Origin of the sequence: Aquisalimonas sp. APHAB1-3, from assembly GCF_048323695.1 — a bacterium.
In the GTDB taxonomy this organism is placed as follows: domain Bacteria; phylum Pseudomonadota; class Gammaproteobacteria; order Nitrococcales; family Aquisalimonadaceae; genus Aquisalimonas.
In genome coordinates, this window is sequence record NZ_JBLWFT010000013.1 from 38,985 (window position 1) to 62,553 (window position 23,569).

Consider the following 23,569-nt stretch of genomic DNA (forward strand, 5'->3'; position numbering starts at 1 on the left):
CATGGACCTCACCCTGTTGCCCGCCATGCGCGTGTTGAACGGGGGTGGGCTGATCGCCTATCCCACCGAGGCCGTCTTCGGCCTGGGGTGCGACCCGCTGAATCGCGGGGCCGTCGAGCGCCTTCGTCGCCTGAAAGGCCGGCCGCGCGGCAAGGGGCTGATTCTCATCGCCAACCGGATCGACGCCGTAATGCCGTACCTGGCGGCAACGCCGGCGCAGCTTGACCAGGCCATGGCCACATGGCCCGGTCCGGTGACCTGGGTTCTGCCGTGTCGCTCCGATGTGCCCGTGTGGCTCACCGGCGGCCGGCGTACGGTGGCGGTGCGTGTGACGGATCATGCCCTGGCGGCACGCCTCAGCGACTGTTTCGGTGACGCGCTGGTGTCCACCAGCGCCAATCGCCGTGGCGCGCAGCCGGCGCGCACCGCCACCGAAGCGCGGTGGCGGCTGGGCCGCCACGTGGATCATGTGGTCCACGGCGCCACGGGAGGGCGGGCACGCCCCTCCGAGATCCGGGACGGCACCACCGGCGCCACGCTGCGACGCTGATGGTTCGCAGTGAGCGGCAAGAACGAATCGGAGCATCGTAATGAGTGATCCCGCACCGGATGCCGTCAAGGCCTACCTGCTGGGCCTGCAGGATGCGCTGTGTGAGGCGCTTGAGAGCGAGGACGGCCGTGGCCGTTTCCAGCAGGATGCCTGGGTGCGCGAGGAAGGCGGCGGCGGCCGGTCCCGGGTGATGTACCAGGGCGACGTCTTCGAGCAGGCGGGCATCAATTTCTCCCATGTCCACGGGGCGAGCCTGCCGGCGGCGGCCACGGAGCGCCGGCCCGCCCTCAGCGGCCGCAGCTTTCAGGCCATGGGCGTGTCGCTGGTCATCCATCCCCGCAACCCCTACGTGCCCACGGCGCACGCCAATGTCCGTTTCTTCATCGCGGAACGGGACAACGCGAAGCCCGTGTGGTGGTTCGGCGGCGGATTCGACCTGACGCCCTACTACGGCTTCGACGAGGACTGCCGGCACTGGCACCAGGTGGCCTGCGACGCGTGTGCGCCGTTTGGCGAAGATGTCTATCGCCGCTACAAGCAGTGGTGCGACGAGTACTTCCACCTGCCCCACCGGAATGAGCAGCGTGGTGTCGGCGGTCTGTTCTTCGACGACCTCGACGAGTGGGGCTTCGAACAGTGCTTTGCCTTCATGCGCTCCGTGGGCGATCACTTCGAGCCTGCCTACCTGCCCATTGTCCGGCGCCGCCAAGCGACGCCCTACGGGGATCGTGAAAGGCAGTTTCAGCTCTACCGGCGCGGGCGCTACGTGGAGTTCAACCTGCTTTTCGATCGCGGCACCAAGTTCGGCATCCAGTCCGGTGGCCGGACCGAATCCATTCTCATGTCGCTGCCGCCGCTCGCGCGCTGGGAGTACGGGCATACGCCTGAGCCGGGCTCGCCCGAGGCGGAGCTGTCCAGCCGGTACCTGACGCCACGAGAGTGGGTGGACGACGCATAGAGACAAGCTGGGACTGCAGGGCCAAAGCACACTGACCTCCGAGCTGAAAGCGCGGAGGTGTGCCATGGCCCGAGCTGCCCCTGTTGCGACCCTGCACCGGGTCGATCTTGCCCTGGTGATCCGGCATCTCACCGGGTGCCCGGAGTCGGCCCGTGATTGCATCGGGGCCCGCCACCGCCGGATTTTGCAGGTGTATTGCGCGGGCTGGTGTGAGGACGGCCCGTTTGCCTGCCTGATCCGGGAACCGGACGGGGGCGCGGCGACCACCTGGTTCGGCGCAGGGGAACAGCCGTTCTCCCCGGAGCTGCTGCGTATCATCCGCCTCAAGGCCCTGCGTCGGCCACCCGATGCCGTCTGGCACCATCCCTACCCTCTGGAGAGTGCATCCGATTACCAGGCCCAGGACGCGGTGCTGAAGCGCCACCTTGCCGAGCATGCGTGCCAAGCGGGCTGGGCCGGATTCGGCGCGGATGCGCCAGTGGAGGTGGATGTGAAAGGCGCCACGGCCGTGCCCTCCCAGTCCCCCGCCCGCCCCTCCTGCCCACAGCCACCGCTACTGCAGGAGGCGCCCGCACAGCGACTCTGGGCGCCGGACCCGGATGCGCCGCCGGCGCGCATCCGGGTATTCCCCGGATTCGTGGATTACCGGGGCCGCCGGTTTCGGGTCACCGGGCGTGACCAGCCTGACCCGCGTGACGAGGGGCTCACCATGGAGTATCGGGCCGATGACGCCGCCTCGCCCGCTCTGCTGTGGTTGCGCGAGGGCGGCCGCGTGGCTCGCGAGTGTGACCGGTGAGCCGCTGAACCCCGGTGCGTGCGTCTCTGTGCTGGCCCCGACCGGGTGGTTGATGGCATCCTTTATCACTGGTATCAGGGCCGGAACTCCCCTGTGCGGGGATGGTCGGACGTTTAAGGCGCTCGTGGATCCTGCGCGGGGCGGCCTTAAGGTCCGGGCACGGATGTCTGCGGCGCGCGCCGGCCTCACTCGTCCTCCGCCGCGCTGGCGCGGTGGTTCGGGTAGCACCAGATTTACCAAATCCAATAAGCAACCCACGAGGATTCATCATGACGCAACCAACTGATACGAGTCGTCGCAAGTTCCTGAAAACCGGCGCGATGGCGGTGGCCGCGCTGCCTCTGAGCACGTTGATCCACCAGCGGGACGTGCGTGCCATGGCCAAAGCTGAGGATGGCCACGCCCACCACTACGTCAACGATGCCGCGGACGCGGATCACGAGAGTTACGAGGACGGTCAGCGTTGTGACAACTGCGCCTTCTGGGCGGGTGAGAGTGACAACGGCTGGGGTGAGTGCCATCACCCGGACTTCGCCGACGTGCTTGTTAAAGACAAGGGCTGGTGCAGCGTCTGGGCTGGTTGAACGGTCGCTGAACCGGATGTGCTGAAGCCCTCCTCATGGAGGGCTTTTTCGTTGGCGCCGGCGGTGTCTGGACCGTGCCATACTGCTGGACTGCGATAGCAGGGGGGCTCATGCCGTATCGACTGTTGGCGGTTGCATTGGCCGCCATTCTTGCCGCCGGATGTGAGGCAATCGACCTGTCGATGCCTCCGTTCGACCGGGATGACCCGGCGGAGGATGAGGGTGATGACCGCGTTGCCGCCGCCCTTCGCGACGCCCTGCGCGTGGGAACGGAGCGAACCGTGGATCGCACGGCCCGTGAGGATGGCTACCTGGGCAACGCGGACATCCGCATCCCGCTCCCGGAGCAGTTCGACTCCGCGGCCTCGCAGCTGCAGCGCGTTGGCCTGGGCGGTCAGGTGGATACGCTGGAGCGCACCATGAACCGGGCGGCCGAGCAGGCGGCCAGCGAGGCCGCTTCCGTCTTTGCAGGGGCGATCCGCGATATGCGCCCGGCCGATGTCCACGCCGTGCTGAACGGCGGTTCCGACGCGGCCACCCGGTACCTGCGGGATCAGTCGGAGTCCGAGCTCCGGGAACGGTACCGGCCGATCGTGCGTGAGCAGATGGATGCCGCGGGCGTCTATCGGGTCTATCAGCCGCTGCGTGACGGGTACAACCAGCTGCCATTGCTCCCCAGCCTGGAGCTGGATCTGGATCGCTACGTGACCGACCAGGCCCTGGACGGCCTGTTCACGGTGCTGGCGGAAGAGGAGGCACGGATCCGGGCGGACCCCGCAGCCCGCACCACGGCGCTGCTGCGTGACGTGTTTGGCCGCTGAGGAGTCAGGTATGCGCCGGATGAGCAAAGTCTTTCTCAAGGGGCTGGCTGCTGTATTGCCAGTCTTCGTCACGGTGTACCTGGTTGTGTGGCTTGCCCGCACCGCTGAGGACGTGCTGGGCGGCATTCTCACCGTGCTTCTTCCGGAAAGCTGGTACGTCCCTGGGCTGGGCCTGATGCTGGGTGTGGCGCTGGTTTTCGTGGTCGGAGTGTTGTTGCAGGCCTATCTGATCCGGCGCCTGTTCGGGCTGGGGGAGGGCCTGCTGCAACGGGTTCCTCTGGTGAAGACGGTCTACTCGGCCGTACAGGACGTCATGGCGTTTGTTTCCCGTGACGGTGGCAGCCAGGAATCGCAGGTCGTGCTGGTTCGGTTGCCGCTGGGCGAGACGGAGGCGAAACTGCTCGGGTTCGTCACCCGGGAGGCCTGGGAGGGTCTGCCGGAGAACATGGGCGATCGGGAAACGGTTGCCGTGTACCTTCCCATGAGCTACCAGATCGGTGGTTACACATTGATTCTGCCGAGAAAACACCTTGAGCCGGTGGACATGGGCATGGACGAGGCGATGCGGTTTGCAGTGACCGCAGGCATGTCGACCCAAGGGGGCGGTGGCGCATCGCAACATAAACAGGCGGAATAAACGCTTGTCCTGAAAGGGTAAAATACCGTGTAGTCAGCCAGAGGCGCTGCTTCTATGATGGGACTGTCGAGGAGACGCAAACAGAAAAGTCACGCCCATGCGCCCACGGCGTCATCGCTCACAAGGCGATGATCGGTAGCCGCCCCGAAGCGGGGTGACGGCTCGGCCCGGGTGCGGGGCAAAACAATGAGGCAGGTCCATGGCTGAGAAACCGGACGATATCGACCCCCAGGAGACGCGTGAGTGGCTGGAAGCCCTGGAGGCGGTTATCGAGATGGAGGGGCCGGACCGGGCCCACTTCCTTCTGGAAACCCTGGTTGACAAGGCACGCCGGCGCGGCGGCCATATCCCCTTCAAGGCCACCACGGCCTACCTGAACACCATCCCCCCGCACCTGGAAACGCGCTCTCCCGGGGACCACCATCTCGAATGGCGCCTGCGCTCCATCATTCGCTGGAACGCCATGGCCATGGTGCTGCAGGGCAACGAAGCGCGCCCGGGGGTCGGTGGTCACATCGCCAGTTTCGCCTCCAGTGCCACCCTCTACGACGTGGGTTTCAACCATTTCTGGCGCGCGCCGAACGAGAATCACGGCGGCGACATGGTCTTCATCCAGGGACACTCGGCGCCGGGCATCTACGCCCGCTCCTACCTGGAAGGCCGGCTGGACGAAGAGCACCTGCGCGGCTTCCGCCAGGACGTGGGCGGCAAGGGGGTCACCAGCTATCCGCACCCGTGGCTGATGCCGGACTACTGGCAGTTCCCCACGGTGTCCATGGGCTTGGGGCCGATCATGGCCATCTACCAGGCGCGCTTCCTCAAGTATCTGCACGACCGCGGCATCGCCGACACCTCCGACCGCAAGGTCTGGGTGTTCATGGGCGACGGCGAAATGGATGAGCCGGAATCCCTTGGCGCCATCGACGTGGCTGCGCGGGAAGGCCTGGATAACCTGATTTTTGTCGTCAACTGCAACCTGCAGCGCCTGGACGGGCCGGTGCGCGGCAACGGCAAGATCATCCAGGAGCTTGAGGGCGAGTTCCGTGGCGCCGGCTGGAACGTGCTCAAGGTCATCTGGGGGTCCTACTGGGATCCGCTCATCGCCAAGGACGACAAGGGCCTGCTGCTCAAGCGCATGGAAGAGGCGGTGGACGGCGAGTATCAGAACTTCAAGGCAAAGGGCGGCGCGTATACCCGCGAGCACTTCTTCGGCAAGTACCCGGAGCTCAAGGAGATGGTCTCCAGCCTCTCCGACGAGGACATCCGCCGTCTCAACCGCGGTGGCCACGACCCCCACAAGGTTTACGCGGCCTACCACGCCGCGGTGAACCACACCGGGCAGCCATCCGTGATCCTGGCCAAGACCGTCAAGGGCTACGGCATGGGTCAGTCCGGTGAGGGTCAGAACATTGCCCACCAGCAGAAGAAGATGGGCATCGAGGCGCTGCGGCACTACCGCGATCGGTTCGAGATCCCGGTACCGGACGAGGAGCTGGAGAAGGCGCCGTTCTACAAGCCGGCGGAGGACTCGCCGGAGATGAAGTACCTCCACGAGCGGCGTCAGGCGCTGGGGGGGTATCTACCGCAGCGGCGCACCGATGCCCCGGCCCTCACGGTGCCGGAACTGTCGGCCTTCGATCTGCTGCTGAAGGAGTCCGGTGAGCGCGAGATGTCCAGCACCATGGCGTTCGTGCGCATCCTCTCCATCCTCACGCGCGACAAGAACCTGGCGAAGCACATCGTGCCCATCGTTCCCGACGAGGCGCGCACCTTCGGCATGGAGGGGCTGTTCCGGCAGATGGGCATCTACTCCTCGGTGGGCCAGCTCTACGAGCCCGAGGACTCGGATCAGCTCATGCTCTACAAGGAGAGCAAGAATGGCCAGATCCTCCAGGAAGGCATCAACGAAGCGGGTGCGTTCAGCTCCTGGATCGCCGCCGGGACCAGTTACAGTAACCACGGCATCAACATGGTGCCGTTCTACAGCTACTACTCCATGTTCGGCTTTCAGCGCGTCGGTGACCTGGCCTGGGCCGCTGGCGACATGCAGGCCAAGGGCTTTCTCATGGGGGGGACCGCCGGCCGCACCACGCTGAACGGCGAGGGCCTGCAGCACCAGGACGGCCACAGCCTGCTGCTCTCGTCCACGATACCCAACTGCATCTCGTACGACCCCACCTTCCCCTACGAGATGGCCGTGATCATCCAGGACGGCCTGCGGCGGATGTATCAGGAGGGCGAAAACGTCTTCTACTACATCACCATGATGAACGAGAACTACCCGCAGCCCGCCATGCCGAAGGGAGCCGAGGAAGGCATCCGCAAGGGCATGTACCTCTACAAGGAGGGGGGAAAGGGCAAGAACAAGGTGCAGCTCATGGGTGCGGGCACCATCTTCCGCGAGGTCATTGCCGCCGCCGACCTGCTCAAGCAGGACTGGAAGGTGGATGCCGACCTGTGGGGCTGTCCGTCGTTCAACGAGCTGAGGCGGGATGGCCTGGAGACGGAACGCTGGAATCTGCTGCACCCGGACAAGAAGCCCATGACGTGCTGGGTGGAGGACAGGATGAAGGGCCGCAAGGGCCCCGCCATCGCCGCCACCGACTATATGCAGGCCGTGCCGGATCAGATCCGCGGCTTCATGGATCGGCGCTTCTACGTGCTGGGCACGGACGGCTTCGGTCGCTCCGACACCCGCGAGCAGCTGCGCCATCACTTCGAGGTGGACCGCTACTACATCACCGTTGCCGCGCTCAAGGCCCTGGCCGATGAGGGTCAGCTGGACAGCGCCACGGTGACCAAGGCCATCAAGAAGTACGGCATCGATCCGGACAAGCCGAACCCGGCCCGGGCGTAACCGGCATTCCAGCACCCGGGGCGTGGCACCGCTCCGGGTCGAGACGTCTCGAAAAGGACCCGATCATGGCCACGAAGACGATCACGGTACCCGACATCGGCGATTTCGACGCCGTCGATGTGATTGAAGTCCTGGTCTCCGACGGTGACACCGTGGAGGCCGAGCAGTCCCTCATCACCCTAGAGTCCGACAAGGCGACCATGGAGGTGCCCGCCCCGGAGGCCGGCACCGTCAAGGGCGTGAAAATCAAGGTCGGAGACCAGGTCAAGGAAGGCGACACCATCCTGGAACTGGAGCCCGCGGAAGGAGATGGCGGCAGTGCAGGTGGTGATGCCGGGGAGGACGCCGAAAAGGAGCCCGAGCCCGAGGCGGCGAAGGCCGCGCCGGAGCCGGAGAAGCCGGCGGCCCCCGAAGAGCCTGCCGCGGCCAGTGCCCCCGCCGCCAACGGGGGGGCGGCGGAGGCATCTGCGCCGCCCCGTCATCCGGTGCATCAGGTGGAGGCCGACGCGGCGCCCATTCCGACGCAGTCCATCGACAGCGAGTCCCACAAGCGCGCACATGCGTCCCCCGCCGTGCGCCGGCTGGCGCGGGAGCTTGGGGTGGATCTCGGTCAGGTCAGTGGATCCGGCCGCAAGGGGCGCATTCTCAAGGACGACGTCCAGGCCTACGTGAAGGGCGTGGTCAAGCAGGCCCAGTCGGGCGCAGCACCGGCGGCGGGCGCCGAGGGGAGCGCGGGAATTCCGGCCATCCCGCCGGTGGACTTCAGCAAGTTCGGCGAGGTCGAGGAAGTCCCGCTGTCGCGGATCAAGAAGCTCTCCGGGCCGCACCTGCAGCGCAGCTGGCTGAACCTGCCCCACGTCACCCAGTTCGACGAGGCGGACATCACGGAGCTGGAGGCCTTCCGCAAGGCGGAGAAGGACGCCGCCGAGAAGGAAGGCGTGAAGCTCACGCCGCTGGCATTCATGGTCAAGGCGTCCGCCGGGGCGCTGGCGAAGTACCGGGACTTCAACAGTTCGCTCAAGCCCGAGGGCGACGCCATCATCGTCAAGCACTACATCAACGTGGGCGTGGCGGTGGATACGCCCCAGGGCCTGGTGGTGCCGGTGATCAGGGATGCCGACCAGAAGGGCGTCTACCAGATCGCGCGGGACCTGGGCGAACTCAGCGCCAAGGCGCGGGACGGCAAGCTCGGCCCGAAGGACATGCAGGGCGGCACGTTCAGCATCTCCAGCCTCGGCGGCATCGGCGGCACGGCGTTCACGCCCATCGTCAACGCGCCGGAGGTGGCGATCCTTGGAGTGTCGAAGTCGGAGATGAAGCCGAAGTGGAACGGCAAGGAATTCGAGCCGCGGCTGATGCTGCCGTTGTCGCTGTCCTACGATCACCGGGTGATCGATGGCGCCGCGGCGGCGCGGTTCACTGCCTACCTCGCCGGACTGCTGGCCGATCTGCGCAAGCTGCTGCTGTAACCGAAAAGGATCCGACCCATGGCGACAACAACGATCACGGTTCCCGACATCGGCGATTTCGACGCCGTCGATGTCATTGAAGTCCTGGTGAACGACGGCGACACGGTGGAGCCGGAGCAATCCCTGATCACCCTGGAGTCCGACAAGGCGACCATGGAAGTGCCTGCCATCACCGGCGGCAAGGTGACGTCGGTGAAGATCAAGGTAGGCGATCAGGTCAAGGAGGGTGATGTCATCCTGGAGCTGGAGGCCGCCGAAAGCGGCGCGGCCGCGGAGCCCCCGGAGGAGGATGCGCAGCCCGCGGAGCCGGAGCCTGCCCCTTCTGCCGACAAGGCCGAGAGCAAGCCGGCACCGCAACCCGCCGCCGCGGCCTCGGAGGCTCCGTCCGATGCCGACTGCGACGTGGTGGTCATCGGCGCCGGGCCGGGTGGCTACACGGCGGCTTTCCGTGCCGCCGATCTGGGGCTCAAGGTCATCCTGGTGGAGCGCTACGATACCCTGGGCGGCGTGTGTCTGAATGTGGGCTGCATCCCGTCCAAGGCGCTGCTGCACGTCGGCCACATTCTCGACACCGCCGAGCAGTTCAAGGATCACGGCGTGGTCTTCGGCAAACCGAAGATCGAGTTGGACAAGCTGCGGGACTGGAAGTCCAGTGTTGTCGGCAAGCTCACCGGCGGGCTCGCCAGCATGGCCAAGCAGCGCAAGGTTGAGACGGTCATCGGCAAGGCCGAGTTCGCCGGACCCCATGAGTTGAAAGTTGAAGGCAAGGATGGCGGGCGGACGATCAAGTTCAAGCACGCCATCATCGCCGCCGGCTCCCGGCCTGTGGCGCCGCCGGGCATGGATCTGGACGACCCGCGGGTGATGGATTCCACCGGCGCCCTGGAGCTCGACGAGATTCCCAAGCGTCTGCTGGTGGTGGGCGGCGGTATCATCGGCTTGGAGATGGCCACCGTCTACGAGGCGCTGGGGGCCAAGGTGACGGTGGTGGAGCTTATGGACCGCCTCATGGCCGGCGCCGACAAGGACATCCTGCGGCCCTTCGAGAAGCGCGTCCGCGCGCGCTACGAGAACATCTACACCGGCACCAAGGTCGCCGGCATGGAGGCGCTGAAGAAGGGCATCAAGGTCACCTTCGAAGGCAAGGACGCGCCGGAGACCGATACCTTCGACCGCGTTCTGGTGGCCGTGGGCCGGCGGCCCAACGGTGATCTGGTCAACGCCGAGGCGGCGGGCCTGGATGTGGATCGCGGTTTCATCAAGGCTGATGAGCAGATGCGCACCAGCGTGCCGCACATCTTCGCCATCGGTGACGTGATCGGCCAGCCCATGCTCGCCCACAAGGCCACCCACGAAGGTAAGGTGGCCGCGGAGGTGATCGCCGGTCACAAGAGCGCGTTCGACGCGCGGGTGATTCCGTCGGTGGCCTACACCGACCCGGAGGTCGCCTGGGTGGGGCTCACCGAGGAGCAGGCGAAGGAACAGGGCATCAAGGTCGAGAAAGGCGCCTTCCCCTGGGCGGCCAGCGGCCGCGCCCTCGCCATGGGGCGCGAAGAGGGCATGACCAAGCTGCTCTTTGATGAAGAGACCGGTCGCGTTGTGGGCGGTGCCATTGTCGGCGTCAGTGCGGGCGACCTGATCGGCGAGGTCGCCCTGGCCATCGAGATGGGCAGCGACGCCACGGACATCGGCCTCACCGTGCACCCGCACCCGACTCTCAGCGAAACGGTCTGCTTCGCGGCGGAGATGGCGGAAGGGACCATCACGGACCTGTACGTGCCGAAGAAGAAGAAATAATCGGCCAAAGGTTCGGCCGGTCGGTGGGGCGTGTGAGACCGCCAGGGTTCCGCACTCCGCCCAACTGTCCTTCTTGCAGAAGGACAGTTTCCGCCCCTCCGGCCTGGTCGATTTACAGCACATCCCTGTGCTGTAAATCGATGGCGGCGTCCCTGCCGCCACCCTTCGGGCCGGACGGCCTGCGGGTCGGAGCGTCGCGAGTCACCCTGGCGGTCTCACACGCCCCACCGACCGGCCGAACCGGCGTAGGGTGGATCTTCAGATCCACCACGGTTGGACGCCCCGGTTACCGCTCCTGCCGCCCGTCTACTGGTCCGTCAGCAGGTGCCGGCAGAACTCCGGCACCGCCAGCGCACCACGGTGGATGGCGGCGTTGTAGTACTGCGTCTTGAACGGCTTGCTGGCTGCGTCGGTCTCGCGGAACTGCGTGAGATCGGCGCCCTTGCTCGCCATGGTGGCGGACCACCAGCCCGAGGGGTAACTGCACACCGGATACTGCAATGTGGCCACCCGGCTGAAACCGGCGCCGCGCATGGCCGCGTGCAGGTCCTTCAGGATGGTGTCCACGTGCAGGATCGGTGATTCGCTCTGCTGCACGATCAGCCCGTCGTCCGCCACGGCCCGGTGGACATCCCGGAAGAACGCCTCGCCGAACAGCCCCTCTGCGGGTCCCACCGGGTCGGTGCTGTCGACGATGACCACGTCCACACTGCCGGCGGGCAGGTCCCGGATGTACTGCACGCCGTCCTGGAACAGCAGCTCCGCGCGCGTGTCGTTGTTGGCACCGCACAGTTCCGGGAAGAACCGCTCGCTCGCCCGCGTCACCCCCTCGTCGATATCCACCTGCACGCAGCGCTCGACGCCGGGGTGGCGCAGCACCTCCTGGAGCATGCCGCAGTCGCCGCCGCCGATGATCAGCACATTGCGCGGGTCCGGGTGGGTAAACAGCACCGGGTGCGCCATCATTTCGTGGTAGGTGAAATTGTCGCGGCTTGTGAGCATCACGCAGCCGTCGATCACAAGCAGCCGGCCCCACCGCGTTGTGTCGTACACCTCAATGGACTGATAGGGCGTTTGCTCCGCGTGGAGCTTCTCCGTGATCTCCAGTGAGAACGCGATGCCCTCCTCGCCGAAGGGCTCGCTGAACCAGCGCTCGCTGTCCAGTCCCATGGTTGCTCTCCCGAGGCCCGCAGGCCGTTTCCGCGTGTGATGAGGTGCGCGGCGATTATGCGCAATGGTGCTTGCCGTGACCAGTCTGTGAACCATGGCGCGGTTCCCTGAGCCACGGATGGGCAGACTCGAGATGGGTCGGTTCGTGGGTGCACCCTGTCAGGAATGACAGGGTGTCGCTCATGTCCAGCCCATCACTGCCGATACCGACAAAACAAAGGCAGATCAAAACGCAAGTAGGGGGGGAGCTCAACATGATTCGCGGATTGCAAGGCGGACGCTGGTTCGCGCTGCTGCTGCTCGTGCCTGCACTGGCACAGGCGGAGCTTCGCTTCGGCATGGTTGCACCATTTTCCGGCGGTGCCGCCGGCCTGGGTGAAGGGATGCGCGCGGGCATCGAGGCGCATTTCCGGGAGGTCAACGAGGCCGGCGGCGTCAACGGACGATCGCTGGAGCTGATCAGCCGCGACGACGGCTATGAGCCGTCCCGTTCCGCGCCGCTGACCCGGGAGATCATCGACGAGGATGAGGTGCTCGCGTCAATCGGCAATGTCGGCACGCCCACGGCCATCGTCACCATTCCCATTCACAACCGCAGCGAGACCCTGCTGTTTGGTGCCTTCACCGGTGCGGGCGTGTTGCGACAGGATCCGCCCGACCGTCACGTGATCAATTTCCGTGCCTCGTACCATCAGGAGACCGCGGCGATGATCGACGGGCTTCTGGAGGCGGGTTTGGAGCCGGAGGAGATCGCCTTCTTCACGCAGAACGACGGCTTCGGTGACGCCGGCCACAGCGGTGCCATGGCGGCGCTCGAGGCGCACGACGTGTACCGCCCGGAGGCGCTCGCCCACGGGCGCTACACCCGCGGCACCACGAATATCCATAACGGCCTTGCGACCATCCTGGAGGCGGAGACCGAGCCCCGGGCGATCATCATGGTCGGTGTCCACGGCCCCATCGCCGAGTTCATCCAGGAAGCCTACTGGGACCTCCCAGACACTGTCTTCCTGGCCGTCTCCTTCGTGGGCAGCCACGCCCTGCGCGACGCGCTTGATCCGGAAATGGCGGAGAGCGTGGTGGTCACCCAGGTGGTGCCCCCTTACGACGCCGACCTGCCCGCGGTTTCGGATTACCGGGATGCCCTGGCGGCCCACGCTCCCGATACCGAGCCCAACTTCATTTCGCTGGAAGGCTACCTGGCTGCCCGCACGTTCGTCGCGGGCCTCGAGCAGGCCGGCGCCGATCCCGGACGGGAGGATGTTGTCGACGGACTGCTCTCCCTGGGTGAGTTCGACATCGGCCTCGGCGAGACCCTGACGCTGGGGCCGGACGACCATCAGGCCAGCGACTCGGTATGGCCCACCCGCATCCGGGATGGCGAGTTCGAGCCGCTGGACTGGTCCCGTCTGTTCGACTAGGCCCTGGAAGGAGAATCTGACATGCGCCTGCAATTGAGTATTCGCGCCATGCTGTTGGGCCTGTTCGGGACCGCCATCGTCGCCGCACTGTTGCTGGCTGCGGTGGCGCTGGTCTCCAACGCCCGACTGGTAAACACCCAGGACTACATTCTCGGCGAAGTGCTGCCGAACCAGATCGCCCGCACGGACATCGGCAACATCATGGCGGGGTTCGGTGAGCGCCATGCCGAGCTGATCGGCGCAGAGCGCGTCCAGGGGCTCGACGACGCCATCCAGCTCGCCGAGCTGGAGCGCGACTACCAGGCCGCCAGTACGAATCTGGAGCAACTTGCGGCAGAGGACGAGCGCGCCGCGGAGCTGGCCGCGTCCCTCGATACCGGCTATGGCACGCTGGTGGAGGCCGACCGGGCGTTGGAGGAGACCCGGCGGCACTACCTGCACTTGCTGGAGGAGATCGAGGCCCAGGTCGCCACCATGGATGAGCACATCGGTACGGTACTGGTTCAGGCGGAGCGCATGGCGGGTCAGGCCACACTGCGTCGCGTCCGTCAGGAGCGAGAGCTGCGCGGCGAACTGGAGCGGGTCGGTGGTGATGTTCGTGCGCTGCCTCCCATGCTCGTGGAAGGGCTGATCGAGCGCCGACTGGATATTGTCCGGCTCAGCGGCGACATTCAGGTCGCTGTGGCCAACCTGGCCGGGCTCGGCCGCAACCTGCGACTGATCAACGACCCATTCATGCTTACCAGCACGCGCCAAAACGAGGTCAATCAGCAGTTGAATCTGGCCCTGCAGTCGGCGGCGCAGATCCGGGACTCGGAGTGGAGTGACCGCCAGCAACGCGAGATGGCCGGGGAGCTGCACGACATCATCGCCGCCATGGGTGCGTTGATGGTGGACGGCGACGATTCCGTATATGCGTTGCGCCAGCAGCAGCTCGAACTGGAACAGCGCCAGAGCGAGGCGTTGAGCGATGTCCGCGCCGCCACCGCCGACATGCGGGCCAGCATGGGGGACCTGGAGGCGTACGTCATGGCGGAGGCCGACAGCGCCGTGGACACGGCCCAGACCCTGGCAACCGCCGGGCGCAACGCCATCCTCGTGGTCACCCTCGGCGTCATCGCCCTGCTGGTGGTGTTCGGCCTGCGCACGGTCCAGCGGGTGCTCCAGCCCATCGGCCAGATGCGTCGACAGATGGAGACCATGGGCGGGGAAGCCAGCCAGACCGGCGACCTCAGCATGCGGATCCATACCGGCCGGGATGATGAACTGGGGCAGACCGCCAACGCCTTCAACCAGATGATGGCGACGTTCCAGGACATGATCCGCAACATCGTGGAGACGGCCCACGGCGTGCAGGAGCAGTCGTCCTCGCTGGAGAAGCTGGCTGCGTCGAGCAAGGATGCCGCTGGCCGCCAGCAGAGCGAGACCGAGGAAGTGGCGGCGGCCATCAACGAAATGGCCACCACCGTCCAGGAAGTGGCGCGCAACACCCAGCATGCCGCTGAACTGGCTAACAATGGCCGTGAAGCGGCTACGCACGGCACGGCCGTGGTGGAGCAGAACGCCAGCTCCATCAGTCGCCTGTCCGATGCGGTGGAGCGCGCGGTGCGCGTGATCGGCGATCTCAAGAACCAGACGGACAACATCACCCAGGTATTGTCCGTGATCCAGGAGGTCTCGGAGCAGACCAACCTGCTGGCGCTGAATGCCGCCATCGAAGCGGCCCGCGCCGGCGACCACGGTCGCGGGTTCGCGGTGGTGGCCGACGAAGTCCGTACCCTGGCCAGCCGCACCCAGTCGTCGGCGCGCGAGATTGAGGAGATGATCGAGAAGCTCCAGGCCGGCGCCGACGAAGGTGTTGCGGTAATGCAGGAGAGCCATCAGCAGGCGGAAACCAGCGTGACCCAGGCGGGCGAAGCCGGCGCGGCGCTGGAGACGCTCAACTCCACGGTCTCGGAGATCTCGGACATGAACACCCAGATCGCCAGTGCCGCGGAGGAGCAGAGTGCCGTGGCCGACACCATCAACGAGAGCGTCAACCGGCTTAGTGACATCGCTCGGGAGGGCGCCGCTTCCAACGAACAGGTCGCCCGCGCCAACGATGAGCTGGTGCGTCTGGCCGGCGAGCTGCGCGAGCTGGCGGGGCGTTTCCGCACCTGATGGTGTTACCCTGATACGGCGCTGTCGGGCGCGATCCGGAGAGACTCCGGGTCGCGCCCGGTTGCGTCTGATCGGGGGACACCAGCGGAGACAGTCGGCATCATGGGCGAGTGGAGCATCCAGGACGCGCGCCAGCTTTACAACACCGCGCACTGGGGCGGCGGTTATTTCGACATCGGCGACCAGGGGCGGGTCGTGGTGCGGCCCTCCGGGCAGGGCGGCGGCACCGCCATCGACCTGGACGCGCTCGCGGATGCCGTCCAGGCGCGCGGGTTGTCGCTGCCCGTGCTCGTGCGGTTCGTGGATATCCTCCACCACCGCGTGGACAGCCTCTGCAACGCCTTCCAGTCTGCCATGGCGGCCCACGCTTACCAGGGCCGTTACACCGCCGTCTATCCCATCAAGGTCAACCAGCAGCGCCGTGTGGTGGAAGAGATTCTCTCCCGGGGCGAGCAGCGGGTTGGGCTCGAGGCCGGCAGCAAACCGGAACTCATGGCCGTGCTTGCACTGGCGCCGGCCGGCGGCACGGTCATCTGCAACGGCTACAAGGATCGCGAATACGTGCGCCTTGCGCTTCTGGGGCAGGAGCTGGGCATGGACGTGCGCATCGTCATGGAAAAGCGCAGCGAAGCGGATCTGGTGGTGGCGGAGGCGCAGCGCCTCGGAGTCACCCCCCGGCTCGGCATGCGGGTACGGCTGGCCTCCATCGGTGCCGGCAAGTGGCAGAACACCGGCGGCGAGAAGTCCAAGTTCGGCTTGAGCGCATCCCAGGCGTTGAGCGTGGTCGATCGGCTCCGGGCGGACGGGTTCGAGCACACCCTGGATCTGCTGCACTTCCATCTGGGCTCGCAGATTCCCAACGTCCGCGACATCCGCAGCGGCATGCGTGAAGCGGCCCGCTACTACGCGGAGCTGCGCGCCCTTGGCGTGCCCGTGACCACCGTGGACGTGGGCGGTGGCCTCGGGGTCGACTACGAGGGCACCCGCTCCCGCAATTACTGTTCCATGAACTACTCGGTGGACGAGTACGCCAGCAACGTGGTGCACGCGCTCTGGGAAATCTGCAGCGAGCGCGACCTGCCCCACCCGGACATCATCTCCGAGTCCGGCCGGGCGCTCACCGCCCATCACGCGGTGCTGCTGACCAACGTCATCGACCACGACAGCCCCGGCGAAGAGCGTGCCGAAGCCCCCGGCGACGGTGGGCCGCAGGTGCTCGCCGACCTCTGGCAGACCCTGACGGAAGCCGCCGGGCGTTCCCCGATCGAGCGCTATCACGATGCTGTCCACGGCCTGCAGGAGGCGCAGGCCATGTACACCCACGGCGTGCTCGGCCTGCAGCAGCGTGCCCATGCGGAGCAGTTGTACACGGCCATCTGCCGCCAGGTCCGGGGGCAGCTCAGCCCCACCGCCCGCAATCACCGGGAAGTGCTGGACGAACTCAACGAGAAGCTGGCGCAGAAGCTCTTCTGCAATCTGTCGATCTTCCAGTCCATGCCCGACGTCTGGGCCATCGACCAGGTCTTCCCGATCCTGCCTCTGGCGGGGCTGGACGAGCGGCCCACGGCGCGCGCCGTGCTGCAGGACCTCACCTGCGACTCGGATGGCAGCGTCCAGTACTACGTGGATGGCGAGGGCGTGGAGAGCACCCTGCCCCTGCCGCCGTTCAGGCCGGGCACACCCTACCGGCTCGGGATCTTCATGGTCGGCGCCTACCAGGAGATCCTCGGTGACATGCACAACCTGTTCGGCGACACCGCGGCCATCAACGTGCACCTGGACGGTGACGGCTACCGGCTCAGCGAGCCCGTGGCCGGGGATACGGTCGAGCAGGTGCTGCACTATGTCCATTTCCGGCGAGACGACCTGCTGCAGGCCTATGAGCAGAAAGTGAGGGCGGCGTCGCTGGATGCGTCCCGGCAGCGCGAGTGTCTGGAGGCGCTGGAGACGGGCCTGCGGGGCTATACCTACCTGGAAGACTGAGACCGGAGATAACGGAGGTGACGAACATGAAAGTCGGCGTGATCGGCATGGGTGCCATGGGCACCGGAATGGCGCGCAATCTGCACAAGGCGGGGCTGCTCGAGGCGGTGTGGAACCGCTCCGCGGACAAGGCGGACGCGATTGCGGCCGAGCTGGGCGTCGCGGCCGCGGCCGACCCGGCGACCCTGGCCGGCCAGTGCGACGTCATCGTCACCTGCGTCTCCAGGGACGAGGACGTGCTGGCCGTCATGGACGCCATGGCACCGGGGCTGTCCGCCGGCAAGACGGTGGTGGACACCTCCACCATTGCCGTGGATACCGCCAAGCAGGCTGCTGCCAGACTCGCCACGGCCGGCGTCGAGTTCCTGGATGCTCCCGTGTCGGGCGGCAAGGAAGGCGCACAGACCGGGCAGCTGGTGTTCATGATCGGCGGTGACCCGACCGTGGTGGAGCGGCTGCGTCCGGCGTTCGACGCCATGGGCAAGAGCGCCACGCACATGGGCGACGTGGGTTCCGGTCAGGCGACCAAGGCCGTGAACCAGATCATGTGTGCCGGCATCAACCAGGCCGTGACCGAGGCGCTGGCCTTCGGCCAGGCGTCGGGGCTGGACATGGACAAGGTCATCGACGTGGTCAGCGGTGGCGCCGCCGGCAACTGGTTCCTGCAGATGCGCGGCCCGACCATGGTCAAGGGCACCTTCGAGCCTGGCTTCAAGCTGGCCCTGCACCACAAGGACCTCACCATCTGTCGCCAGATGCTGGACAACATGAACGTCGCGCTGCCGACGGTGGAGATGACGCTCAAGCACTACGACCGCCTGCTCGCTGCGGGTTATGGCGACGAGGACATCTCCGCGCTCTACCGCGACAAGCGCGAGCTGTTCAACGGCGGCAACAAGAAATCCCTGTAGTCCCGGAGGTGAGATGAGTACCGACACGCGCTTCGCCGAGTTCGAGCCGCTCAACGATCTGGAGCAGGATCTGCTGGCGGCTCACACCGGCGAGATGGAAACCGTGGAGTTCATGCAGCGCATGGCCGAAAGCCAGGTGGCGCTGCTGGTGGACCAGGAGTTCGCCGAGTCGGAGCACCCCGAAGGGGTGCAGCCCCTGGTGCTCCAGGGGGACGATGGCGAAGGGTTGCTGGCCGTGTTCACCGCCCCGGCCCGTGGCTACCCGGTGACCGAGGAGCACCCGGAGTTCGCCTTCTCCGTGGAGGTCTCGTTTGCCTGGGCGGTGCACAGCACCTGGGATGGCATGGGCGTGGTGGTCAATCCGGGCTGGGCGGTGGGGTTCACCATACCGCCCGACGCGGTCCGCGGCATGAAAGGCGGCGAGAGCCGGCTTCAGTAGCGCGGCAGGCCGTCAGCTGCGCGAGCGCAGCAGGATGCTGTCGACGTTGTTGTCCTCCAGCTGGCTGCGCAGCGAATCCACGCGGTCGCGGTCGGCGAACGGGCCGATGCGCACGCGGTGCCATGTCTCGCCGGTGTCCACCTCCACGCTTTCGATGTTCGCCTGCACGCCGATAAGTGCCAGGTTGGCCTTCATGCGATCGGCGTCCTCGTGGGACTGAAACGAACCCGCCTGCACCATGTAGTGGGGCGTTTCCTCGTCGTCCGCCGTGGCCGGCTGCTCTGCCGGTGCCGGGTCGGGGGTGGTGACCTCCGGCTCTGGCGCGGCCGGTGCATCCGGCATCGCCGTGACGGCCTCTTCGTCCTCCGGCTCGTCCGGTACCACCACCTCCATCTCCGAGAGCAGCTCGTAGAATTCGAAGCGCGGGCGGTTGCTGCCGCTGCTGCGCTCACCCTGCTGCTGGGCGGTCTCGCCGGAGGACGACGGGCTCATGACGCCGCTGTCCCGATCGTGATGCATGTGCACCAGAAACGCCACGAACAGGCCGGGCAATAGCCCGCTCAGGAACCAACCCATGCGGGAGCCGCCAGCGGCCTGCTGCTTCGGTTGTGGTTTGCGCTTTGCGCCGGTACTGCGTTTGGTATTGGCCATGATCTGCGTCCGTGATCCTTACATGGCGTCCGGGGCACTGACACCGAGCAGGTGCAGCCCGTTGCGGATGACCTGGCGTGCGGCCAGCACCAGGTTCAGGCGCGCGTCCCGCAGGTCGGCGTCGTCGACCAGGAACTGGTGTGCGTTGTAGTACGTGTGGACATGGCTCGCCAGCTCCCGCAGAAAGTGCGCGATCTGGTGCGGTTCCCGCGCCGCGGCGGCGATCTCGATCACTTCCGGGTAGCGGCCGATGGCGCTGACCAGCTCGGTTTCGTGTGGCTCGGTGAGGCGCGTGAGGTGCCGGTCGCCGTTGGCGTCGTCGTGCTCCAGCCCCTTCTCCTGCAGCTGCGCCATGACGCTGCAGATGCGCGCGTGGGCGTACTGGATGTAGTACACCGGATTGTCGTTGGACTGGGACTTGGCCAGCTCCAGGTCGAAGTCCAGGTGCTGCTCGGGTTTGCGCATGACGTAGAAGAACCGGGCGGCATCGGCGCCCACGTCGTCGCGCAGCTCCCGCAGCGTGACGAACTGGCCCGAGCGTGTCGACATCTGCATGCGTTCGCTGCCGCGGTAGAGAATGGCGAACTGCACCAGACGTACGTCCAGCTGGTCCGGCTCGTGGCCGAATGCCCGCATTGCCGCATGGACCCGCGGCACGTAGCCGTGGTGGTCGGCGCCCCAGATGTCGATGCACTGGTCGTAACCGCGGTCGAGCTTGTTCAGGTGGTAGGCGATGTCGGAGGCGAAGTAGGTCACCGCCCCGTTCTCACGGCGCACGACGCGGTCCTTCTCGTCGCCAAACGCGCTGGAGCGGAACCAGGTGGCGCCCTCCGACTCGTACAGGTGGCCGGCTTCGTCCAGTCTCTGCAGTGCCTGGTCCACGGCGCCGCTGTCCGTGAGGGAGCGTTCCGAAAACCACTCGTCGTAGGTGACACCGAATGCGCCCAGGTCCTCGCGGATGTCCTCCAGCACCGTCTCCAGTGCCAGGGCGAAGACCACTTCATATGCGTCCGGCCCGAGCAGGGTTTTCGCGCGGGCGATCAGGGTGTCGATGTACTCTTCCTTGTCGCCGCCTTCGCACGCATCCAGCGGCAGTTCGGCGAAGACCACTTCGGCCGGATGCAGAAAGTGGTCCTCCTCCCGGTGCATGAGCCGTTGGGCGATGGTGCGGACGTAATCGCCCCGGTAGGCATTGTCGGGGAAGCGCAGCGACTCGCCCTCCAGCTCCAGGTAACGCAGCCAGACGCTGGTGGCGAGGATGTCCATCTGTCGGCCGGCGTCGTTGACGTAGTACTCGCGGTGCACGTCGTAGCCGGCGGTGGCCAGCAGGCTCGCCAGGGCCCCGCCGAAGGCGGCGCCGCGGCCGTGGCCCACGTGCAGCGGCCCGGTGGGATTGGCGGACACGAACTCGATGTTGATGCGCTGCCCGGCACCCAGGTCGGCGCGGCCGTATGCCTGGCCGCGGGACAGCGCGTCGCGGACTGCGGTGTAGGCCGCTTCCGCGGTGATGTCGATGTTGATGAACCCGGGCCCCGCGATGGTGACGCCGGCGACCCCCGGATCATCAGGGATGGCGGCGACCAGGCGCTCGGCCAGCTCCCTGGGCTTCATGCGGGCCTGCTTTGCCAGCACCATGGCGGTATTCACCGCGTAATCGCCATGGCTCTTGTCCCGGGCCCGTTCCACCTGGATCTCGACCCGGGTGTCCGCGGGCAGCGTGCCGTCCGCGATCAGGCCGTCCACGGCCGTGGCAATAAGACTGCGAAGCTGTTCTTTCATGGGTGATGACAGACCGTTAATCCGAATTGGGGGGTATTATCCCGGTTCGCGGTGCCGCCCACAAATCGACCCGTGCGCAGAAACCACCTGGAATCAGAAACCACCTAGAACATGTCCTGCGGGTCCACGTCTACGGACCAGCGCACACGTCGGGCCCCCGGCAGGTCGGCCAGCCCCGGCACCAGTCGGGTCAGCAGCTCGTGCAGCGGCGCCCGCGTTGGCGCCTGGATCAGTAGCTGCGCGCGGTAGCGGCCGGCCCGGCGCTCCATGGGCGCGGGGACCGGCCCCATCAGGAGCACGTCGTCCCCCGCCAGGGCTTCGCCACGGTGCCGCACCTCTTCAAGGAAGGCGTGGGGCGCGCGGCTCTCCACAGCCTCGGCGCGCACCAGGGCCATGTGGGTATGGGGTGGCAGTGCGGCGTCCCGGCGCTGCTGCAGCATGGTGCGGGCGACCCGCCCATAGCCCTCTTTCAGCAGCGTGTCCAGCAGCGGGTGTTCCGGGTGGTGCGTCTGCAGCAGGACTTCGCCGGGCCGGTCGCGGCGGCCGGCGCGACCCGAAACCTGAGTAATGAGCTGCGCCATGCGTTCGGGGGCGCGGAAATCGGCGCCGAACAGCCCCTGATCACAGTCCAGAATCGCCACCAGGCTGATATCCGGCAGATCGTGGCCCTTGGCCAGCATCTGCGTGCCTAGCAGGATGCGGCCGTCGCCATGGCGGGCACGGTCCAGCAGGTCCGTCATGGCACCCTTGCGGCGCGTGCTGTCACGGTCGATGCGGACGACGCCGGTGTCCGGGAGTCGCTCCGCCAGCGCCTTCTCCAGCTTCTCTGTACCCTGGCCCACGTCACGAAGATCGGTACTGCCACAGTCCTCGCAGTGGCGGCTGACCGGGCGCTCGTGGCCGCAGTGATGGCAGCGCAGCCGGCCTGCGTGCTGGTGCCAGGTCAGGCGGGCGTCGCAGCGCGGGCAGCTGGCCACCCAGCCGCAGTCGTGGCAGAGCAGGACCGGCGCGTAGCCCCGTCGGTTGAGGAACAGCAGTACCTGACCGCCATTGGCGAGGTGCTGATCCATGCGCGCGAGCACCGGCCGGGAGACCCCGGCCTCCAGCGGTTGACCGCGGATATCCAGCAACTCCAGCCGCGGTGGCCGGGCGGCACCGGCCCGGCGTGGCAGGTCCAGCAGATGGTAGCGCCCGGCCAGCGCGTTGTGCAGGCTCTCCAGCGACGGCGTGGCGGATCCGAGCACCAGCGGGAAGTCGCCGTTGCGGGCCCGGACCGCCGCGAGATCGCGGGCGTTGTAGCGAAAGCCCTCCTGCTGCTTCAGCGACGGGTCGTGTTCCTCGTCGACGATGATCAGCCCGGCGCGGGGAAGTGGCGTGAACAGCGCCGAGCGGGTGCCGATGAGCACGTCCACGTCGCCATTGGCGGCGGCCAGCCAGGCATCCTGGCGCTCGCCATCGGCCAGCGCCGAGTGCAGGACGGCAATCCGGCCCGGCACCCGGGCGCTGAACCGTTCGATGAGCTGTGGCGTCAGGCCGATCTCCGGGACCAGCAGCAACACCTGCTCGCCGCGCGCCAGCACGGCGTCCATGGCGGCCAGGTAGACCTCCGTCTTGCCACTGCCGGTTACGCCTTCCAGCAGATGCGCGCTGAAACCGCCAAGGGAGGCGGTGATTGCCTCGGCGGCGCGCTGCTGGTCGTCGTTCAGAGCCGTCGGGTTCGCGGTCGGCTGCCCTGCCGAAGGCGCTGTCCGTTCCACCAACCCCTGCTCGGCCAGTTTGCGCAATGCGCCGCGCCAGTCGCCGTCCAGATCGGCCAGGGCGGCGGTGGGGAGTGCGTCCGCCGTCTCCGCGAGGCGGGCAACAACGGCCGCCTGGCGGGGCGCGCGGCGGCTCAGGCGCTCGCGATCGCAGCTGTGGCCATCGGCTGTGAGCTGCCAGTACTCCGGGGGCTTGCGCTCGGCGCGGCCACCCTGGCGCAACGGCGCCGGGAGCATGCCCGTGAGCACCTCGCCCGGCGGGTGGTGATAATACCCGGCCGCCCAGAGCCCGAGCCGCAGAATGTCGTCCGGGAGGGTGGGCGCGGTATCCAGAACCTCGCCGATCGCCCGCAGTCGCCGGCCATCCACCCTGGGGCGGCGGCTGTCTCCGGTAACCACGCCCACCACGTGGCGTCGTCCGAAGGGAACACGGACGCGCGTCCCCGCTGCCGGCAGCGTACCGTCGGCTGGCGGCAGATAGTCGAGTGTCTGGTCCATGGGCGCGGGTACCGCCACCTGGACGACTACTGTGTCAGGCATGAAGATTCCGATCAGGGCACGATGGTGGTTGCATGGTCCAGCAGTCTAACGGTGATTGCGGTACCGATGGCACCGCTGCCGACCGCAGTCGTGTGCCTCACAACGCGGGACAACCCTGTGGATAACCTTGTGGAGGAATCGCTGCGCGCGCGCTGCGGCCGGCCTTTCACGGCGTCGGCGCGATTGTCAATGGTTGGTCGTCCGTGTCGGTTATAAGCCGTGTAAACAGTGGGTTAGTGCATTCTGACCCGTATGGGGCAGTGTTGCGGTGCGGGACGGTGTCGGCCGC

At 66.9% G+C, this 23,569-nt stretch carries 18 protein-coding genes; 14 read left to right on the top strand and 4 right to left on the bottom strand.

Annotation, left to right across the window (positions count from 1 at the left end; genetic code table 11):
• The first annotated feature begins 1 nt into the window (after nt 1).
• The 9 genes from ACNSTU_RS15180 to lpdA all read left to right on the top strand — a co-directional run bounded on the left by ACNSTU_RS15180 (nt 2) and on the right by lpdA (nt 10,469).
• Complete coding sequence (locus ACNSTU_RS15180; protein ID WP_290634309.1) at nt 2–550, top strand: Sua5/YciO/YrdC/YwlC family protein; 549 nt, start codon at nt 2–4, stop codon at nt 548–550.
• 40 nt (nt 551–590) lie between these two features.
• A complete protein-coding gene (gene hemF / locus ACNSTU_RS15185; RefSeq protein WP_290634311.1) occupies nt 591–1,508 on the top strand; it encodes an oxygen-dependent coproporphyrinogen oxidase in 918 nt (305 codons plus the stop codon).
• A 64-nt stretch (nt 1,509–1,572) separates the two neighbouring features.
• Nucleotides 1,573–2,304 carry a hypothetical protein gene (locus ACNSTU_RS15190; protein ID WP_290634313.1) on the top strand — a complete coding sequence of 244 codons (732 nt, stop codon included), beginning with the start codon at nt 1,573–1,575 and terminating at the stop codon, nt 2,302–2,304.
• 269 nt (nt 2,305–2,573) lie between these two features.
• Entirely contained in the window at nt 2,574–2,888 is a 315-nt protein-coding gene (locus ACNSTU_RS15195) for a high-potential iron-sulfur protein (protein WP_290634315.1), read from the top strand.
• Between the two features lie 182 nt (nt 2,889–3,070).
• Nucleotides 3,071–3,709, top strand: coding sequence for a DUF4197 domain-containing protein (locus ACNSTU_RS15200; protein ID WP_290634328.1), 639 nt, complete (start codon nt 3,071–3,073; stop codon nt 3,707–3,709).
• A 10-nt stretch (nt 3,710–3,719) separates the two neighbouring features.
• Nucleotides 3,720–4,346 carry a DUF502 domain-containing protein gene (locus tag ACNSTU_RS15205; protein ID WP_290634317.1) on the top strand — a complete coding sequence of 209 codons (627 nt, stop codon included), beginning with the start codon at nt 3,720–3,722 and terminating at the stop codon, nt 4,344–4,346.
• 199 nt (nt 4,347–4,545) lie between these two features.
• Nucleotides 4,546–7,203: a pyruvate dehydrogenase (acetyl-transferring), homodimeric type gene (gene aceE / locus ACNSTU_RS15210; protein WP_290636861.1), complete on the top strand. Its 2,658-nt coding sequence runs from the start codon at nt 4,546–4,548 to the stop codon at nt 7,201–7,203.
• 62 nt (nt 7,204–7,265) lie between these two features.
• Nucleotides 7,266–8,672: a dihydrolipoyllysine-residue acetyltransferase gene (locus ACNSTU_RS15215; RefSeq protein WP_290636862.1), complete on the top strand. Its 1,407-nt coding sequence runs from the start codon at nt 7,266–7,268 to the stop codon at nt 8,670–8,672.
• A gap of 18 nt (nt 8,673–8,690) precedes the next feature.
• On the top strand, nt 8,691–10,469 hold the full coding sequence (gene lpdA, locus ACNSTU_RS15220; protein WP_418212568.1) for a dihydrolipoyl dehydrogenase: 1,779 nt from the start codon (nt 8,691–8,693) through the stop codon (nt 10,467–10,469).
• A 306-nt stretch (nt 10,470–10,775) separates the two neighbouring features.
• Here lpdA and speE read toward each other — a convergent pair whose 3' ends face one another.
• Nucleotides 10,776–11,639 (bottom strand): polyamine aminopropyltransferase, encoded by an 864-nt coding sequence (gene speE, locus ACNSTU_RS15225; protein ID WP_290634323.1) that lies wholly within the window; start codon nt 11,637–11,639, stop codon nt 10,776–10,778.
• 254 nt (nt 11,640–11,893) lie between these two features.
• On the opposite strand from speE, the gene ACNSTU_RS15230 reads away from it, so the two are divergent.
• The 5 genes from ACNSTU_RS15230 (at nt 11,894) to ACNSTU_RS15250 (ending at nt 18,553) form a co-directional block, all read left to right on the top strand.
• Entirely contained in the window at nt 11,894–13,060 is a 1,167-nt protein-coding gene (locus tag ACNSTU_RS15230) for an ABC transporter substrate-binding protein (protein ID WP_418212569.1), read from the top strand.
• 21 nt (nt 13,061–13,081) lie between these two features.
• On the top strand, nt 13,082–15,220 hold the full coding sequence (locus tag ACNSTU_RS15235) for a methyl-accepting chemotaxis protein (RefSeq protein WP_418212570.1): 2,139 nt from the start codon (nt 13,082–13,084) through the stop codon (nt 15,218–15,220).
• A 102-nt stretch (nt 15,221–15,322) separates the two neighbouring features.
• Entirely contained in the window at nt 15,323–17,203 is a 1,881-nt protein-coding gene (gene speA / locus ACNSTU_RS15240; protein ID WP_290632681.1) for a biosynthetic arginine decarboxylase, read from the top strand.
• Nucleotides 17,204–17,211: 8 nt separating this feature from the next.
• Nucleotides 17,212–18,114: an NAD(P)-dependent oxidoreductase gene (locus ACNSTU_RS15245; RefSeq protein WP_366213608.1), complete on the top strand. Its 903-nt coding sequence runs from the start codon at nt 17,212–17,214 to the stop codon at nt 18,112–18,114.
• A 13-nt stretch (nt 18,115–18,127) separates the two neighbouring features.
• Entirely contained in the window at nt 18,128–18,553 is a 426-nt protein-coding gene (locus ACNSTU_RS15250) for an SseB family protein (protein ID WP_290632685.1), read from the top strand.
• A gap of 12 nt (nt 18,554–18,565) precedes the next feature.
• Here the strand turns inward: ACNSTU_RS15250 and ACNSTU_RS15255 are convergent, their stop codons facing one another.
• From ACNSTU_RS15255 to ACNSTU_RS15265, 3 genes are all read right to left on the bottom strand, one after another.
• Nucleotides 18,566–19,204 carry an SPOR domain-containing protein gene (locus tag ACNSTU_RS15255; protein ID WP_290632687.1) on the bottom strand — a complete coding sequence of 213 codons (639 nt, stop codon included), beginning with the start codon at nt 19,202–19,204 and terminating at the stop codon, nt 18,566–18,568.
• A gap of 18 nt (nt 19,205–19,222) precedes the next feature.
• Entirely contained in the window at nt 19,223–20,983 is a 1,761-nt protein-coding gene (gene argS, locus ACNSTU_RS15260; RefSeq protein ID WP_290637965.1) for an arginine--tRNA ligase, read from the bottom strand.
• Nucleotides 20,984–21,087: 104 nt separating this feature from the next.
• Complete coding sequence (locus ACNSTU_RS15265; RefSeq protein WP_290632691.1) at nt 21,088–23,280, bottom strand: primosomal protein N'; 2,193 nt, start codon at nt 23,278–23,280, stop codon at nt 21,088–21,090.
• Between the last annotated feature and the right edge of the window lie 289 nt (nt 23,281–23,569).